This window comes from Corynebacterium sp. HS2168-gen11 (assembly GCF_024834075.1).
Taxonomy (GTDB): Bacteria; Actinomycetota; Actinomycetes; order Mycobacteriales; family Mycobacteriaceae; genus Corynebacterium.
Genome location: NZ_JANUXR010000005.1, coordinates 75,029 through 92,264, shown reverse-complemented (window position 1 = coordinate 92,264; position 17,236 = coordinate 75,029). Strand labels below are relative to the sequence as shown.

Below are 17,236 nucleotides of genomic sequence, written 5' to 3'. Positions count from 1 at the left end.
CCGCTGTTTTCCCATTCGGAAAGCAGCGGCTTTTGCTATCGGGCGCCTTCTTGTGGGCGTACCAGATGTTTCTACTGCCGCCACATACTGACACGAAATCTTTGAACGGCGAATGTCCGTGCAGCGTCCAGGCTCAAGAACTTGGCGTCGACAAGCTATGCTTACACACTATGGAACGCATTTTTCCCAATGATATGCAGCACTGCCTCGATGCCCTCAAAGAGTGCTGGCAAGGCCAACCGGATCTAAGTTTTATGGCACTTATCCAAAGCCTGGAGGCGCATGGCATGCAATGGGATTCGCCGCCGGCTGAGATCGCGGCATTGGCGTATCATTTGGCTGGCGAGCATCCGGCAAGTGTGCCGTTGCAAACCCCTGATGTGTTTGAGGTTCGCTGCATGGATCCGGTGGCTACCGTTACGATCCAACAGGGCATCGTTGTGTATCGGCAACGTCACAATGACACCTGGTTATCGCCAACGGTGCTGCAGCCTACGGATGCGCAGTGCACAATAGGGGAGCGGTTGCGTCTGGAGAATGTGTACCACGGTGAGGTTGTCAGTATTCGGAAGCTATACGCACACCCTGCATCGATCTATCTTGGTGTTTTTGATGATGATTCCTTAATGGAGATGGGGCCGCAGCAAACGATTGCCTACCGCATCTTGCGTCGCGAAATTACGCGCAGCATCCTACCTGCAATTCCTCGCCCGCTCGAGCTAGAAATCGGTCAACCGCTGGAAGGCTTCGGCACTGCTTGCCTCACCCACGTGCTCTTGCTCGGTGATGCACGCTAATCTGACAGTTCGTCAGCTGCAAGCGCTAAGATAAAACCGTGAACCAACTTTCCGAATTCCTGCTCACTCAATTAACCATCGAACCGTGGCGCATACCGGTGGTGGTGATCAGCGGCGTTGGTATTTACCTCTCATTTATTTTGTTGGTGCGAATTTTTGGCTCGCGCGTATTAGCGAAAATGACAACCTTTGACGCAGTGGTCATTGTCATGTTTGGCGCAGTGGCGGGTCGTGTGATTATCGGCCATCCTCCGACACTTGCTGCAGGCATTATTGGCCTGATTACGCTCATGTGTTGTGAAGCCCTCTTCGGCATGGCGCGCAATGTGCGAGGCATTAAACGTGCGATCGACGGCCATCCGCGTGTATTGGTTGCACATGGCGAAATTATCGAGGCGCAGCTGCGACGAACCCATTTGCATGCAGCCGATGTGAAACATGCCGTGCGCAGGGCCGGCGTGGCATCACTGCGCGATATTCAACTGATGATCCTTGAGCCAACCGGCGAAATGTCTATTTTCAAAACCGGGCCGTATGTGGACCTTGAGCTGCTCACCGGGGTTGCGGGCGTGCACTTTTATACCAAAGCATTACCGCGAACCGTGCTCGACGAACGCGATGAACCTGATGATCCCGACCAAGCTACGAGCCATCTTGCTCGTGTGAGTGCTCGGCTAAGGCCGGTCACGCGCTCGATGACAAAGCGGGTGAAAAAGCAGGTTTCTGGACCTTGGGCAAAGCTGAAAACGCAGGTACGCAAACCCCTGAAGTAGATGCTTGACGACGCCCACCCCGCGCACAAACCTCGCAACCACCCCTTGCAGCCTTATGGGGGCTGGTCGCAATTAAAAAAGGTGGTAAGGATAGCAACTATCCTTACCACCTTTTAGCTTTGTTGCTGTTTCAATACAACAACGCAGCTTTTAGGCTTCTGATACAAGAATCAGATTATTTTGCCCAACCGATGTCTTCGCGTGGAACCACTGCGAAGGAGTATGCACCGACGTTTGCCAGGCCCTTCTTGGAGCTGACAATCTGTGGGCCGTTGTACATTGGGATCAGACCGAAGAGCCCGAATGCTTCCTTTTCAAGCTTGTTTGCTTCCTTGATCTGCTCTTCAGCAGTTGGCAGCTTTTGCAGCTTTTCAATCTTGGCATCGAACTCTGGGGTACCGGTGCCAGAACGGTTCAGCTGGGAGTCAGACTTCCAGGTTTGACCGAAGTATGCAGCACCGAATGGGTCAGAGGAGCTGAAGCCCATGAAGAACAGGTCGAAGTCGCGCTTGCTGGTCACAGCGGAGAAGTCAGACGATGGGCGCTCTTCGATCACCAGCTCGATTCCGATGTCCTTCATCATCTTCTGGATTGCAGAAGCGAATGCCTTGGACAGTGGGGAATCGCCCAGGAGGGTGTAGCGGATGCTGAGTTTCTCGCCATCCTTTTCGCGGATTCCATCAGCGCCTGGAGCCCAGCCGGCCTCGTCGAGAAGCTGCTTAGCCTTTTCTGGGTTGTATTCACCAACTGTAGCGAAGTTGTCTTCGTATGCAGGCTGGTTAGGATAGAAGGTCAAGGAACCTGGCAGCGCTTCGCTGTAATCCATGCCATTGAAGCGAATATCAGCGATTTGCGAGCGATCCAAGCCGCGGACGATTGCTTCACGAACCTTGATGTCCTTCAAGTTTGGTGCCTGAGAGTTCAAGGTGATCAAGGAGCTAGCTGGCAGCAGGGCGGCACGAATGTCGACCTTGTCGCCAAGTGCGCGTGCCTTTGCAAGGTTGTCCTTGTTGCCAACGCCAGCAATGTCGATTTCACCAGCTTGGAATGCGTTGATGGTTGCTTGGTCTTCCATCTGACGGAAGGTGACCTTTTCCAGCTTCGCGGTATCGCCCCACCACTTCTCGTTGCGGACGTATACAACTTCACCGGTTTGTGCGTCGAAACGATCAACCTTGAATGGGCCAGCGCCAAGTTCTGGGCGCAGCTTGTTGATGTAGGAGGTGTTGAACTCGTTTGCATCGGTCAAGGATGGGTGCACAATGATGTTGAACAGGCCCTGCCACCATGGGTAGGTGCTGTTGAAGGTGATCACAACTTGCTTGTCGTTCTCGCCCTTGACAACGGATTCGATCTGCTCGTAACCGTCGGTGCTGGATGGGATGATCTCTGGGTTTTCGCCGTTAGAAACCTTCCAGGTAGCCTCAAAGGCAGTCCAGTCAATAGGAGTACCATCGTTGAAGGTTGCATCTGGGTGAATATCCCAGGTCAGAACGGTCTTGCCGTCGACAACTTCATCCTTGGCGTTGACGATGTAGTCTTCGTTTGCGTGCCAGGTGCCGTCACCGTCGAAAAGCGCGATCTGTGGGTTGTACCAAATCCACAGAGAACGGGTATAAGCGTTGGAATCACCGTGGAACTGGTTGTTCTGCTCTGGGAACTCAGTCAGCGGAAGCTTCAGCTCGCCGCCGTCTTTAATCTGGTCACGATCGAGCGGATTGTAGTTACCAGCTGGGTGAATCTCGAGTGCGGAAGCTGCACTGGAATCCGAAGCTGCGTCGGTGCTGCCCTGAGAGCCGGAGTCTGCGCTGGAGCAAGCACCGAGGGACAAGGCCATTACCGAAAGAGCAGCCATTGTTGCAATGCGGAAGTTCTTCTTCATGCGAATGGTCTCCTAGTGAGGTCTATTTACGAAAATGGGTGGATGGACAAAGATTCCCAAGAAAGAACTTTGACGCTTGGTGTAGAGATTTTCATATCCGTGCAGATAAGGAAGATCTCTCCAAAACTCTGCAACGATGATGCTGCAAAATTTTGGAGAAACCTTCCACAGACTCGGTAAGAGTGTGGAAGGAAAACTCGTGCTATTTAGAATAAACGGTGTAGACAAAGGAACAAAAATTATTATGCCGATATATGCATAAAATTCTACCCCTGATACCTACCCCTATCTGAGCCAAGCTTAGCGACGCGCAACCGTTGGATCAGGGATCGGAATGGCGGCAAGCAAGGTCTTGGTGTATTCGTGTTGTGGATTGTCGAAAATGTCGTTGACATCCCCTTCTTCACAGAACGTACCTTTGTACATAACTGCCACGCGATCAGAGAGCTGGCGGACCACGGCAAGGTCGTGTGCAACGAAGAGATAGGACAATCCCAGCTTGCGTTTGAGATCCTCAAGCAAATTAATAACACCTGCTTGAATGGAAACGTCCAGTGCCGAAACTGGCTCGTCGAGCACAATCACACTTGGGTTGGTTGCCAATGCGCGTGCCAAACCGATGCGCTGGCGCTGACCACCCGAGAAGTGGCCAGGGAAGCGGTCGATTTGGGAAGGATCTAAGCCTACTAAGTCCATGAGCTCATGCACGCGTGCGTCGATATCGCCGTCATAGCCTAATGAGAGCAATGGTTCGGCAATAACTTCGCGCACGGTCAGACGTGGATTCAGCGAGCTCATTGGGTCTTGGAACACAATCTGGATATCCTTGCGGGCATCCCGGCGTTCTTTGGCAGTCATGGTCGATGCATCTTTACCATTGAGCACCACAACACCATCTTGTGGATCAAGATCCATGATTTCAAGCAAGGTAGTGGTCTTACCACAGCCTGATTCACCCACAATTGCCATGCATTCGCCTTGACGAATATCAAAGGAAATGCCATCGACAGCCTTGACCGTACCAATGCGGCGCTTAAATAATGCACCCTTGGTCAGTGGGAAGTGCTTCTTTAAATTCTCCACTTTCAAGGTGACCTTGCGTTCGTCGCGAGGGACATCAGCAAGCATATCTGGGCTTAATGGCGGAACCTTGTACATTTTCTCGCCTTGGATCTCGCCATCGTGAATCTCAGCGAAACGCAAGCAAGCTGATTGCTGATCCTTGGTATCTGGCACTGGCAGCAGTGTTGGTTCAGCACCTCGGCAGGCATCTTGGACAACTGGGCAACGCGGTGCGAATTGGCACTGTGGCTGCAAATTCACCAAAATTGGTGGGTTGCCATTAATCGGGGTCAGTGGCTCGCTATTGTCCATATCAGGACGTGGGGTAGAGCCAAGCAAACCGATGGTATATGGCATACGTGGCTGTGCGAAGACATCAAATACGTTGCCTTTTTCTACTGGACGTCCGGCGTACATCACCATCACATCATCAGCGGTTTGGGCAACCACACCCATGTCGTGGGTAATCATGATGGTCGCGGCACCAGTTTCCCTCTGCGCCAACTTAATTACATCAAGAATCTGCGCCTGAATAGTCACATCCAGTGCGGTAGTTGGTTCATCAGCAATCAACACGCGCGGATTATTGGCAATAGCCAACGCAATGACGACGCGCTGACGCATACCGCCAGAGAATTCGTGCGGGAAGGACCGCACGCGCCGTTGTGGCTCTTTAATACCGACCAAGTCGAGCAATTCGACCGCTTGCTTGAGCGCATCAGCTTTGGAGACCTTTTGGTGAATCTGGATCGCTTCGACAAGCTGCGTACCAATATCAAAAACCGGTGTCAGTGCCGATAATGGATCCTGGAAGATCATGCCAATGCCATTACCGCGAATCTTCGACATTTCGAGATCGGTTTTCCCAAGCAGTTCTTCGCCTTGGAACTGCACCGAACCTGCAACCTTGGCATATTCTGGCAGCAGGCCCATCACGGCCATAGAGGTCACGGATTTACCTGAACCGGATTCACCAACAATACCTAAGGTGCGTCCAGGGTAGAGATCAAACGATACGCCGCGCACTGCGCTCACGGAACCAGCTTCGGATGGGAAAGAAACTGTGAGGTCCTTGACAGAAAGGACTGGATCTTGCGAATGGGTCATGAGAAGTCTAGGCCTTTCCGCCGGATTGAGAGTTCGGGTCAATAGCGTCACGCAAGCCATCGGCGATTAATGCCATGGAAATTGTCAGCAGGGTCAACACACCTGCTGGGAAGTAGAACTGCCATGGTGCAGTAATAATGGTTGCGGTACCGCTGGAAAGTAAGGTGCCTAAGGAAACATCTGGAAGTTTCACGCCCAGGCCAAGGAAGGAAAGACCAGTTTCAGCCATCACGGTACCAACCGTGCCCAGCACGAACTGGATAACCAGCAATGATGCGATAGATGGCAGCATGTGACGGAAGATCGTCTTGGTGCGAGATACGCCCATATAGCGGGCTGCGCGAACGAAATCATTTTCGCGAACAGACAGCGAGAGCGACCAGATCACACGAGAGGAGCTCATCCAGCCAAAAGCGATCATCACGACGATCAGCATCTTCCAGTCACCGCCGGAGTCGGAGACTAACATTGCCAGAATCAAAAATGATGGCACTGCGAGAAGGAAGTGAATTACCGACAAGGTGGACTTTTCCACCCAGCCGCCTAACAGCGCTGCACCTGCACCAATAAATGCGGATAATAAGGTGGTAGCAAAGGCAACCGAGACACCGATAATTAAGGAACGGCCCAAACCGTGCGCGATCTGTGCAAACAGATCGTGGCCGGCATCGGTGGTGCCGAACCAGTGTTCGTTCGATGGTGGGGTGGAGAGGTTTAAGAAGTCTGGGTCGAAGAATGCCCAAGGCGTGAGGTATTCACCAATCAGCGCAAAGCCCACTAAGAATACAAAAATGACGCTACCAATGGCCGCACCGCGATTGCGGAAAAAGCGGCGCACATAAAGTTTGAAGCGGCTGGTACCGCGCACGATCTCGACATCGGTTGAGTCTTGAGATTCAATCACAGCATTTGTTTGAGAATTCGACATTCGTTAGCTCACCCGCACTCGTGGATCAAGGGCAACCACGGCAATATCAGCCAGGATTGCAGATACGCCGGTTAATGCAGCACCGAAGGCTGCCACGGCAACTGCGCCGTGTACATCATTTTTGGCAATGGTATCGATAAAGTACACACCCATGCCATTCCATGCGAAAATCTTTTCTGTCATCACAGCACCGGTGAAAATGCCTGGAATTGCGAAGGCAACCGAGGTGGCAACTGGAATGATCGAGGTGCGCAGTGCGTGGCGTCGAATAGCTTGGCTCTTTGTCAAACCCTTCGCGCGAGCGGTGCGGACGTAGTCGGCGTTAATATTATCGAGCAATAAGGTGCGCTGCGTGAAGTGATAGCCGGCATAGCCGATCAGTACCAGCGAAGCGGTTGGCAATACCAAGTGCTGGGCGTAGTCGATCAGCTTTGGGAAGAAGCCCACGACGTCTGGGTTGGAAGCACCTGTGACGTAGAGGATGCGTTTGCCGGCGAAATCGTTGAGTTTAATGGCACCAGCAACGGCAATGATCGAGGCCACAATCACGTGGATGTTCATCGTGATAATCGAAATGCCTTGGAAAATGCGGTCACCGCGCTTGTACTGGCGCGATGCGGTGTAGACACCGATCGAGACACCTACCAAGATGGTCAAGATGGTTGAGGCGAACAGCAGTTGGGCGGAAACCCAAATACGGAAACCGATTTCCTCATTCACTGCACCGCCGGTTGGAGAATGACCCCAATCCCAATGCAATAAAATATTCGTCAACCAGGTCCACCAGCGCTCGACAAGTGGCACCTCAGGGCTGAGATTGTTTGTCGCTAACAACTGGTTGATTTGGTCTGGAGTCAGCGGCGGACGACGACCAATAAAATTCGAACGCGGATCTAAGAATTGACTCGCGAGCAGATATGTAAGGTTCGTCGCCAAAAAGACGATGAGCGTCCAACTCAGAGCTTTTCTGGCTAGGTACTTCAACATAGGCGCTCTCCCTGTGTGGGCGTTAGGAACAGAAAAAGACAGATATAAGATCACGGTTGGGGCGACAATAAAATTCGATCCCCAGCGAAAGTGGATGCTTAGTATCAATAAAACTACCGCGCAACAGGTTTAGGTTCATAATTGTCGAACAGCGAATTGCGTCCCATGAACCTCAAATAACCAAAAAATTGGCCAACATAATTTCCCAGATTATGTGGTTATCGTGCGCGTGACGTGCCTAAATGGAAACGGTATTCCAATAATAGTGATTATTGAAACTTCTGAAATTTTAGCCGCATAAAATTTCACACATGACAAAATTTCTACCGAAAACGTTCAAAAATGTGAACTAGATAACTTGCTTGGCGACGCGTATCGCAATCATGGAATTTCTTTTGGGGTTTGAGATTTGCGGGTTCGGGTAAGCGTCGCTACGCAAGTGCTGGGAGATTGTGGGTGGATAGAATGCTCAATACTTGTGCTGAACTTTGGGAATGGGGTTGCGCTTGAAAAGTATTCATGGTTTAATGATGAGGTTGCTCTGACAGGCGATTGTTTTTGCTACCGTTTTGGTGGTGAAAACCATGAGGCTGGCATTGCAAACATGACACCTTCACATTGGTGTTGGAAATATAAAGGAAACGGATCTGTTTTATCTTTGAATAGACAGGTCAACGGGCTTTTATAGGACCATATCCAGGAGGTACCTTCAAGGAGAATGAGCATGGAGCCCGTTCATCTTGAGGGCCAGGAATGTGAATTTGGTTGCATGGCAAATAAACAGCGGCAGTATACGAAAGAGATTTTCCACACGCTTATCGCGAGTAGATGATCCCTTCCACCTTGACACTATTGGGTCTTGTACCCCAGTTGCCTTGGAATTGCCACCGGTTTGTGAGCCGTGTGAGCAGTAAATAATTCCTGGCGAAGTCACTAGACAAGTCAAGTACAGAACTGGCGTTGTGCCCAGGCTCCCAAAAGATCCCCTGGACAACGTTATAGAGATAGATGAAGCGATTCCCACCAATCCATTTGGAAGTGGGACAAGCGAGGAAGAGGATAAGCGTGGCGGGACAAAAGATCCGCATTCGGCTGAAGGCCTACGACCATGAGGCAATCGATGCGTCTGCACGTAAGATTGTTGAAACTGTTACCCGTACGGGTGCACGTGTTGTTGGACCTGTGCCATTGCCAACCGAAAAGAACGTATACGCCGTTATTCGTTCTCCACATAAGTACAAGGATTCTCGCGAGCACTTCGAGATGCGCACTCACAAGCGCCTGATCGACATCCTCGACCCGACGCCGAAGACGGTTGACGCTTTGATGCGTATCGACCTTCCGGCCAGCGTCGATGTGAATATTGCGTAATCGACGAAATTCTTGGCATCCGGAGAATAAATAATGAGTGAAACAGAGATCAAGGGCATTCTGGGCACCAAGCTCGGCATGACTCAGATCTTCGATGAGGATAACCGCGTAGTACCGGTTACCGTCGTTGAAGCTGGGCCATGTGTAGTTACCCAGATTCGTACCGAAGAAATCGATGGCTACAGCGCCATCCAGATCGCCTATGGCGATATCGACCCACGCAAGGTTAACAAGCCAGGCACCGGTCATTTCAATAAAGCAGGCGTTACCCCTCGTCGCCACGTAGCAGAACTTCGCATGGACGATACTTCTGCTTACGAGGTGGGCCAGGAAGTTACCGCAGCGATCTTCGAAGGTGTGACCTTCGTTGACGTAACCGGTACCTCCAAGGGTAAGGGCTACGCAGGTGCTATGAAGCGCCACGGCTTTTCCGGCCAAGGTGCGGCACACGGTAACCAGGCAGCTCACCGCCGCGTAGGTGGTATTGGTGCTTGCGCTACCCCAGGTCGTATCTTCAAGGGCAAGCGCATGGCTGGCCGTATGGGTTCCGATCGTGTCACGACTCAGAATCTGAAGATTCAGAAGATTGACGCAGAATCGAACCTTATCCTGATTAAGGGTGCTATCCCGGGCAACCGTGGCGGCATTGTTACCGTTAAGACCGCAGTGAAGGGCGGTGCACACGCATGACCAATCTGAAGTTGGACGTCCACACCGCTGAGGGCACAACCAACGGTACCGTTGAGTTGCCAGCAGAGATCTTCGACCGCGAAGTCTCTATTGCTCTCATGCACCAGGTAGTCAACGCTCAGCTTGCAGCTAAGCGCTCTGGCACCCACTCCACCAAAACTCGCGGTGAAGTTCGTGGCGGTGGCCGTAAGCCATTCCGCCAGAAGGGAACTGGTCGCGCTCGTCAGGGCTCGATCCGTGCTCCACACTTCACTGGTGGCGGCATCTCGCATGGTCCAAAGCCACGCGATTATGCTCAGCGTACCCCTAAGAAGATGATCAAGGCTGCTCTTTACGGCGCACTTTCGGATCGTGCACGCAATGCACGTATTCACGTTGTGTCTGAATTGGTACCTGGTCAAACTCCTTCTACCAAGTCCGCACGCGCTTTCATCGAGCGTCTGACCACCCGTCGCAACGTATTGTTCGTCGTTGGTCGTGAGGACATCACCGCTCAGAAGAGTGCTCGCAACCTGCCAAGCGTACAGATCCTGTTCGCTGACCAGTTGAATACCTATGACGTTTTGAAGTCTGATGACGTCGTATTCTCTGTTGAGGCTCTCGACGCCTTCATCACCCGCGCTACTGGTGCGGCTAAGGAGGAGAAGTAATGTCTAAGTACACTGATCCACGCGACATCATCCTCGCCCCGGTTGTATCTGAAAAGTCTTATGGCCTGATGGAAGAAAACACCTACGTTTTCTTCGTATCCAAGACCGCTAACAAGACCGAAATCAAGATCGCCGTCGAGCAGATCTTCGGTGTGAAGGTCGCCTCCGTGAACACCCTGAACCGCGATGGCAAGCGCAAGCGCACTCGCTCCGGTTACGGTACCCGCAAGGCAACCAAGCGCGCCTATGTGACGCTTCGTGAGGGCAGCGACGCTATCGACATCTTCGGCGGCTCCGCCGCTTAAGGGAAGTCGAGGTAAGGAAAAACTATGGCTATTCGTAAGTACAAGCCGACAACCCCGGGTCGCCGCCAGAGCTCCGTTTCCATGTTCGAGGAGATTACTCGCTCGACTCCGGAAAAGTCCCTGGTTCGCCCACTCCCTAAGAAAGGTGGCCGTAACGTACACGGTCACATTACCGTTCGTCATAAGGGTGGTGGCCACAAGCGCCAGTACCGTCTTATTGACTTCCGTCGTAACGACAAAGACGGTATTCCAGCAAAGGTCGCTCATATCGAGTACGACCCTAACCGTACCGCTAACATCGCTCTTCTGCACTACGTAGATGGCGAGAAGCGCTATATCATCGCTCCAAAGGGCCTGCAGCAAGGTCAAATGTTGGAGTCCGGTGCATCCGCTGACATCAAGGTTGGCAACAACCTGCCATTGCGTAACATCCCAGCTGGTACTGTGATCCACTGCGTGGAGCTCAAGCCAGGTGCAGGTGCAAAACTTGCTCGTTCCGCAGGCGCTTCCATTCAGCTGCTTGGTAAGGCTGGCAACTACGCAGTTCTGCGTATGCCATCTTCCGAAATCCGTCGCGTAGACATCCGCTGCCGCGCAACCGTTGGTGAGGTCGGCAACGCTGACCAGATCAACATCCGTTGGGGTAAAGCAGGTCGTATGCGTTGGAAGGGTATCCGCCCAACCGTCCGTGGTGTCGTTATGAACCCGGTCGACCACCCACATGGTGGTGGTGAAGGTAAGACTTCCGGTGGTCGTCACCCTGTATCCCCATGGGGTAAGAAGGAAGGCCGTACCCGTAACCCTAACCGTTACAGCAACAACATGATCGTGCAGCGTCGCCGCACGAAGAACAGCAAGAAGCGCTAAGAGGAGGTAACGAAAGATGCCACGTAGCCTTAAGAAGGGCCCGTTCGTCGATGAGCACCTCCTCGCAAAGGTTGATGCTCAAAATGAGAAGGGAACCAAGCAGGTTATTAAGACCTGGTCCCGCCGCTCCACCATTCTCCCGGACTTCATTGGCCACACGTTTGCCGTCCATGATGGACGCAAGCATGTACCAGTGTTCGTGGACGACTCTATGGTCGGCCACAAGCTCGGTGAGTTTGCACCTACCAAGACCTTCAAGGGTCATATCAAGGACGATAAGAAGAAGGGACGTCGATAAGCGATGAGCGAAATCAACTCCGCACGCGCGACTGCCCGTTTCGTCCGCGTAACCCCAATGAAGGCACGCCGCGTAATCGACTTGGTTCGTGGTAAGTCCGTAGAGGAAGCATTGGCTATCTTGAAGTACGCTCCACAAGCTGCTTCTGAGCCAGTTGCCAAGGTTGTTGCGTCTGCAGCTGCAAACGCTGAAAACAACTTCGGCCTTGACCGTCGCACCTTGGTCATCTCTGAAGCATTCGCTGATGAGGGCCCAACCATGCGTCGTTTCCAGCCACGTGCTCAGGGTCGTGCTTTCCAGATCCGTAAGCGTACCAGCCACATCACTGTGGTTGTCGAGAGCCAGAAGGCAGGTGCATAACCGTGGGACAGAAGATTCACCCACACGGCCTCCGATTGGGCATTACTTCCGAATGGAAGTCCCACTGGTTCGCCGATAAGAACTACGCAGAGTACCTCGCGGAAGACATCAAAGTCCGCGCGTACCTCGTAAAGACCCTCGACCGTGCAGGTATCGCTGATGTTGTCATCGAGCGTACCCGTGACCGCGTTCGCGTCGATATCCACACTGCTCGTCCGGGCATTGTGATTGGCCGTCGTGGTTCCGAAGCTGACCGTTTGCGTGGCGAGCTGGAAAAGCTCACCGGCAAGCAGGTTGCTTTGAACATCCTCGAGGTTAAGAACATCGATGCAAACGCACAGTTGGTTGCTCAGTCTGTGGCTGAACAGCTCACCAACCGTGTTGCATTCCGTCGCGCTATGCGTAAGGCTATCCAAGGCGCTATGCGTCAGCCACACGTCAAGGGTATTAAGGTTCAGTGCTCGGGTCGTCTCGGCGGTGCCGAAATGTCTCGTACCGAGCGTTACCATGAAGGTCGCGTTCCACTGCACACCCTTCGCGCAGAAATTGATTACGGCACCTATGAAGCTCACACCACCTTCGGCCGCATTGGCGTAAAGGTATGGATCTACAAGGGTGACGTCGTCGGTGGCCGTCGCGAAAGCGAAATCAACGCACCAGCAGAGCGCCGTGGCCGCGGTGACCGCAACGCACGTCCGCGTCGTGGTGGCCAGCGTCGTCAGCGCGCTGAACAGAAGCAGGAGGGCTAATACCTATGCTTATTCCAAAGCGCGTGAAATACCGTCGCCAGCACCGTCCACACCGTGATGGTGTTTCCAAGGGCGGTAACCGCATCAACTTCGGTGACTACGCTATCCAGGCACTTGAGCCTGCATACATCACCAACCGTCAGATCGAGTCTGCACGTATTGCAATCAACCGCCACGTCAAGCGTGGTGGTAAGGTATGGATCAACATCTTCCCAGACCGTCCTTTGACCCAGAAGCCACTCGGCGTTCGTATGGGTTCCGGTAAGGGTCCTGTTGAGAAGTGGATCGCAAACGTCAAGCCGGGTCGCATCCTTTTTGAGATGAGCTACCCGAACGAGGCTATGGCTCTCGAGGCTCTGCGTCGCGCAGGCCAGAAGCTGCCTTGCAAGGTTCGTATCGTTAAGAAGGAGGACCAGTTCTAATGGCTAACGGTACCCCCGCACACGAGCTTCGTGAGCTCAACGCTGAGGAGCTTGCAACCCGTCTGGCAGAAGCAAAGGAAGAGCTTTTCAACTTGCGCTTCCAAGCTGCTACTGGCCAGCTGACCAATAACCGTCGCCTGCGCACGGTCAAGCACGACATCGCCCGCATTCTCACAGTAATCCGCGAGCGCGAGCTGGGCCTGTCTGTTGTTCCGGGAGCTGAGGCTTAATTATGAGTGAGGCAAACGTGAACAAGCAAGAAAAGGGCGCACGTAAAGTACGCACCGGATACGTTGTTTCTGACAAGATGCAGAAGACAATCGTTGTCGAGCTGGAAGACCGTCGTCAGCACGGCCTGTACGGCAAGACCATCCGTAGCAACTCCAAGGTAAAGGCTCACGACGAGAACGAGATCGCCGGCGTTGGCGACCTCGTCAAGATCGAGGAGACCCGCCCATTGTCAAAGGACAAGCACTTCCGTCTCGTTGAGATCATCGAGAAGGCACGCTAATTCTTTGCCATAAGTGGTAAAAACCTGAACTCAAAAACCTGCAGCAACCTCACTCCGAGGGGCTGCAGGTTTTTGCTATGCCAGCAAGCGGGCATGGGTGTAGCGCAGTGAAAGCTTTTCGACGCCATCTGCGTCCACCAACTTCAGTTGGGATGCAACATACTTTCGGCAAAGTCGGTGTTGCTGAAGAATGACAGTGCTATATTGAAAAACCTATTGGGAAGAACTTGGCAAAGTGATCGACGAGGAAAACTTGCACCGTGAAAATACTTTTGACTACATGGTGGCAGGATTTCGCGACGGGCAGTTACGTGTCACAGGAACACGTATTGGGAAAGTTCTGCCAAAGGTTTCACGTTTTGCCTCAAATGGTGGACACCGAATCGAAAAGAAGACACAGACAATTTAAAAGCTCACAAAAATTTTAAGCGATTCAAGGGACTGTGCGTGGGGAGTTCACTGCAGAAACTCTATTGAGTGGCTATATTCACCAGTTTTCGGCTCTACGAAAGACGCAGAATTGTACGCTGCCTGAACTGTCTTAACTTGGCTGAGGCAGTGTTTCATGCATCATGAAAACTGTGCCACATCAACAATAGACTTCGCCACTTCGCAACTTTGCACATTGCATAGCTAGAACGATTCATGCGGATCCTTGCCTCGTAGCTGCGAATGCTAGTGTGCTGGTGGTAGTTGGGAAACAACCATGGCGAGTTGATCAAGCACAACTTCACGCCACCAGGCCATATCATGCCCACCATCGGTGACGTGGAGTCGGTGGTCCCAATGTTTGTGGTGCGCTGCCAGCGAAAACCCCTGACAGTGCATAGCGAGCAAGCCTTCTCGTAGCCCGATATTGAGATATAGCATGGGCCACGATTCAGCATTATCAGCAGCCAGTAACAGATCGGTGATCCACGGGGTCGCGATATGTTGCAAATCGGCAGGGTAGGCATGCTCTCCTGGATGCCACCAAAACGAAGGCGAACTGGCAATAATGGTGCTCACAGCGTTACGACGCATCAATGCAATTCGCAAGGCCGCTAATGCTCCTAAACTCTGGCCGATCAGAATTGGAGGAATATCGGCCAAACTTCCACCTTGTTTGGAAAGTAAGGTTGCTGCTTGGTGAGTCAATGCTGCTAAATCATGGATTAATCGTTCAGTATCGGCCGTGAAGTATTCTTTGCGTGCCCGTGGTGTGGAAAATCCAATCCCGAGAATGCAACACGGCGGTATCGCACCGGTTGCAATTGCGTGGTCGAGCACGGCGTCGAGATGCAGGCGGGTAAACCAGATGTCGGCGTCGTAAAGCACAATGAGAGGCAAATTTTGAAATGGTTGTGCTGGCGCATACCAAAAGAGAGGATATTCGCCTTCGTGAAGTGTTTGGTGGCGCTGCTGCGAAAGATTTAACGACCAGAGTGGATGCGGCTGCTCGGCTTGGCCATAGAGCAACGATAGTCCGTGGTGCGCGCCAGCTGCGATAAACGTGCCACTGCGAGCATGCGGATCACGGTAGTGTGGATAGGTATTATGCCCTGGTGGACGATGTTGTCCTGCATTGACACGGAAACAGTAGGAACTCCGTAAGTTTGGTGGTACTGATACTGTGCGCACCCACCAGCTGGTGGCGCTGACTTGCTGCATCACCCCAGTTGCATGCAGATGTTTATCGGTGAGCCGATTAATCCACAGGTGCACTTCAGTAATTGGCTGCTTGCTTTGACAGTATTCGTCGGTATGCGCAGCATCAAAGAGGAATGTCATCTGCGAAGAAGCCGGATCACACAGCGGCAGGCCATGCTCGGCGACAGTGCGCAGATACGCGGCTGGATCGTGAGCACTTGCTGCATTGGCAAGGATTTTAGTATCAGTGAGAAACATCGCTGCTGGTTACGCCTTCGGAACAGTGCAATATTCTTGCCAGTGGTCACCACTAGTCAGCGCAAATAAATCGTGCAATTCACCACTGAAGCTCTCGGTCCGACGCGTTTCGCCCGGCACGATCATCCGCAAGGAATCTAAGCTAGCATCGACAAGATTCGTCTCACCGGTGAAAGCAGCAGGCTCGCACTCTAACGTGGCAGCAAAATTGTGGATCATTGTTTCAATACTCAAATATGACATATCAGTTCTTTCAGACAATCGAAGCAGCAACTCTTGAGCGCTTGACGACGCATCCAACGCTTCTAAGTGAGGATAAAAATTTGTGTTGTGGCATCCAGGTATTCGTGGATCAATACGCGTACATACTTTGACAAATATTCCCAAGTCACTTCTTCGTTGCTGGCATCTAGTCGTCAGGTGTGTCGTAGCTGTAATCGTTGATGAGGCAGGGGTAGACATGTCTGCACACGCCTCCCTGTAAGTGCTTGGCACTATCTCAGCTCTGTCCCAGCAAGTGAATGTGGTGTCAGAGGCACTGAAATATTCCCCGCAAGCGGCATCGATACCATCGCCTGTATCGGTAATGAACAGAGATGGGAATTGAGCTAAGGAAGAATTACCTCTGTGCATCGATGGTTTTTCAAACGTTGATACTTGCATAAATATTAAATTGTATTGCGTAAAATAAAAACGAACTGAATATTTGTATGGTTCTAAAACTATCCGAAAGACGTACTTTCTTCAAGCATGAACCTTGAAGAAAGTGTAATAATCGCTGCCAAGGATATGTACTAATCTGCACAATAGTGTGAATATGTCGTGCGTCCTCATTGTTTGTTGAGCATGGTGTATGGCAATTTTCGTTATAAACTATCGTGGTTCTTGTATGTGCCAGCATTGTTGTGGTGAGACATCGTGTGTGGGTGATGGAATTTTTCTGAAGCGTTTACACTGTTGCTGAACTTTCCTTAGTTTGTCAGTGTGAGGATATGTCTGCGCGAATCAACTACTCCGCGCATCAAAGTTTTCCGTACAGTTCCATGCGCCTGTGTGTATGTTGGGTTGAATGAACGTCGCTGCATGGGTGAACGTGTGGTAAGCGGCGTCGTCAAGCAGGTGCTGTTATGCAGCGTATATAGCAGGGGATACTGCTGTCGGGGAAAGGGGTCGAATGTAGGCTCGTAGCTTTTGGCAGCGTTGTGTGGATATATGTGCGAACGGCTTGTGACGCTGCCAGAGATGGCACTTGGTTTGAGCTCTTTGCACTTTTGTGCCGCTGCTCGTGCGGGCTTCATTTGAAGGGCACTATTGTCGTTGCAACCATCCGAGCAATCAGCGCATAGTTTGACCACTGTAAATATAACGGGGGTAACAGTGGTAAACATCAGTTTCCATTCTAGTGGTGCACAATTTAAATAATGTCGAAATATTTTTCAGATATATTCCAACGCAAAAGTACGCCAACACCTTATTGAATAGATTGTCGTAAAATCATCCGAAAGTTTGATTCTGATATCTGTGGTGCTGGTAGAAAGCTTTTAGTGTGGGGGTATGAAACTAAGGGTACCCTTTCTTTATGGCAAAGTT

Annotated in this window: 19 protein-coding genes and 1 pseudogene; 14 read left to right on the top strand and 6 right to left on the bottom strand. The window is 51.9% G+C overall.

The window, feature by feature from the left end; genetic code table 11:
* Positions 1 to 170: 170 nt before the first annotated feature.
* Positions 171 to 797 (top strand): hypothetical protein, encoded by a 627-nt coding sequence (locus NXS99_RS05015; RefSeq protein WP_259287567.1) that lies wholly within the window; start codon positions 171 to 173, stop codon positions 795 to 797.
* A 38-nt stretch (positions 798 to 835) separates the two neighbouring features.
* Positions 836 to 1,375: pseudogene (locus NXS99_RS05010) on the top strand (DUF421 domain-containing protein); the annotation flags it as partial.
* A 370-nt stretch (positions 1,376 to 1,745) separates the two neighbouring features.
* On the opposite strand, the gene NXS99_RS05005 reads toward NXS99_RS05010, so the two are convergent.
* The 4 genes from NXS99_RS05005 to NXS99_RS04990 form a co-directional block, all read right to left on the bottom strand.
* Entirely contained in the window at positions 1,746 to 3,452 is a 1,707-nt protein-coding gene (locus NXS99_RS05005; RefSeq protein ID WP_259287566.1) for an ABC transporter family substrate-binding protein, read from the bottom strand.
* 300 nt (positions 3,453 to 3,752) lie between these two features.
* Positions 3,753 to 5,621 carry an ABC transporter ATP-binding protein gene (locus NXS99_RS05000; protein ID WP_259287565.1) on the bottom strand — a complete coding sequence of 623 codons (1,869 nt, stop codon included), beginning with the start codon at positions 5,619 to 5,621 and terminating at the stop codon, positions 3,753 to 3,755.
* Positions 5,622 to 5,628: 7 nt separating this feature from the next.
* Positions 5,629 to 6,549 carry an ABC transporter permease gene (locus NXS99_RS04995; RefSeq protein ID WP_259287564.1) on the bottom strand — a complete coding sequence of 307 codons (921 nt, stop codon included), beginning with the start codon at positions 6,547 to 6,549 and terminating at the stop codon, positions 5,629 to 5,631.
* Between the two features lie 3 nt (positions 6,550 to 6,552).
* Complete coding sequence (locus NXS99_RS04990; protein WP_259287563.1) at positions 6,553 to 7,536, bottom strand: ABC transporter permease; 984 nt, start codon at positions 7,534 to 7,536, stop codon at positions 6,553 to 6,555.
* 1,065 nt (positions 7,537 to 8,601) lie between these two features.
* Here NXS99_RS04990 and rpsJ point away from each other — a divergent pair.
* From rpsJ to NXS99_RS04930, 12 genes are all read left to right on the top strand, one after another.
* Positions 8,602 to 8,907, top strand: a complete 306-nt coding sequence (rpsJ, locus tag NXS99_RS04985; protein ID WP_259287562.1) for a 30S ribosomal protein S10 — start codon at positions 8,602 to 8,604, stop codon at positions 8,905 to 8,907.
* A 33-nt stretch (positions 8,908 to 8,940) separates the two neighbouring features.
* The gene (rplC, locus tag NXS99_RS04980; RefSeq protein WP_259287561.1) at positions 8,941 to 9,597 is read left to right on the top strand and encodes a 50S ribosomal protein L3; all 657 of its coding nucleotides are present in this window, start codon (positions 8,941 to 8,943) and stop codon (positions 9,595 to 9,597) included.
* A complete protein-coding gene (rplD, locus tag NXS99_RS04975; RefSeq protein ID WP_259287560.1) occupies positions 9,594 to 10,247 on the top strand; it encodes a 50S ribosomal protein L4 in 654 nt (217 codons plus the stop codon). The genes rplC and rplD overlap by 4 nt, the downstream gene beginning before the upstream one ends.
* Positions 10,247 to 10,552, top strand: a complete 306-nt coding sequence (rplW, locus tag NXS99_RS04970; protein ID WP_259287559.1) for a 50S ribosomal protein L23 — start codon at positions 10,247 to 10,249, stop codon at positions 10,550 to 10,552. Before rplD ends, rplW begins: the two co-directional genes overlap by 1 nt.
* A 24-nt stretch (positions 10,553 to 10,576) precedes the next feature.
* Entirely contained in the window at positions 10,577 to 11,419 is an 843-nt protein-coding gene (gene rplB / locus NXS99_RS04965; RefSeq protein WP_259287558.1) for a 50S ribosomal protein L2, read from the top strand.
* A gap of 16 nt (positions 11,420 to 11,435) precedes the next feature.
* Positions 11,436 to 11,717, top strand: coding sequence for a 30S ribosomal protein S19 (rpsS, locus tag NXS99_RS04960; protein ID WP_207118735.1), 282 nt, complete (start codon positions 11,436 to 11,438; stop codon positions 11,715 to 11,717).
* Between the two features lie 3 nt (positions 11,718 to 11,720).
* Positions 11,721 to 12,077 carry a 50S ribosomal protein L22 gene (gene rplV, locus NXS99_RS04955; protein ID WP_259287557.1) on the top strand — a complete coding sequence of 119 codons (357 nt, stop codon included), beginning with the start codon at positions 11,721 to 11,723 and terminating at the stop codon, positions 12,075 to 12,077.
* Positions 12,078 to 12,079: 2 nt separating this feature from the next.
* Positions 12,080 to 12,826 carry a 30S ribosomal protein S3 gene (gene rpsC / locus NXS99_RS04950; protein WP_259287556.1) on the top strand — a complete coding sequence of 249 codons (747 nt, stop codon included), beginning with the start codon at positions 12,080 to 12,082 and terminating at the stop codon, positions 12,824 to 12,826.
* Positions 12,827 to 12,831: 5 nt separating this feature from the next.
* Complete coding sequence (gene rplP / locus NXS99_RS04945) at positions 12,832 to 13,248, top strand: 50S ribosomal protein L16 (protein WP_259287555.1); 417 nt, start codon at positions 12,832 to 12,834, stop codon at positions 13,246 to 13,248.
* A complete protein-coding gene (gene rpmC, locus NXS99_RS04940) occupies positions 13,248 to 13,478 on the top strand; it encodes a 50S ribosomal protein L29 (RefSeq protein ID WP_259287554.1) in 231 nt (76 codons plus the stop codon). Before rplP ends, rpmC begins: the two co-directional genes overlap by 1 nt.
* Positions 13,479 to 13,480: 2 nt before the next feature.
* Positions 13,481 to 13,759 carry a 30S ribosomal protein S17 gene (rpsQ, locus tag NXS99_RS04935; protein ID WP_259287553.1) on the top strand — a complete coding sequence of 93 codons (279 nt, stop codon included), beginning with the start codon at positions 13,481 to 13,483 and terminating at the stop codon, positions 13,757 to 13,759.
* Positions 13,760 to 13,994: 235 nt separating this feature from the next.
* Positions 13,995 to 14,168, top strand: coding sequence for a hypothetical protein (locus NXS99_RS04930; protein WP_259287552.1), 174 nt, complete (start codon positions 13,995 to 13,997; stop codon positions 14,166 to 14,168).
* Positions 14,169 to 14,434: 266 nt separating this feature from the next.
* On the opposite strand, the gene NXS99_RS04925 is transcribed toward NXS99_RS04930, so the two are convergent.
* On the bottom strand, positions 14,435 to 15,646 hold the full coding sequence (locus NXS99_RS04925; protein ID WP_259287551.1) for an esterase family protein: 1,212 nt from the start codon (positions 15,644 to 15,646) through the stop codon (positions 14,435 to 14,437).
* 9 nt (positions 15,647 to 15,655) lie between these two features.
* Positions 15,656 to 15,889 carry a hypothetical protein gene (locus tag NXS99_RS04920; protein ID WP_259287550.1) on the bottom strand — a complete coding sequence of 78 codons (234 nt, stop codon included), beginning with the start codon at positions 15,887 to 15,889 and terminating at the stop codon, positions 15,656 to 15,658.
* Positions 15,890 to 17,236 lie beyond the last annotated feature (1,347 nt).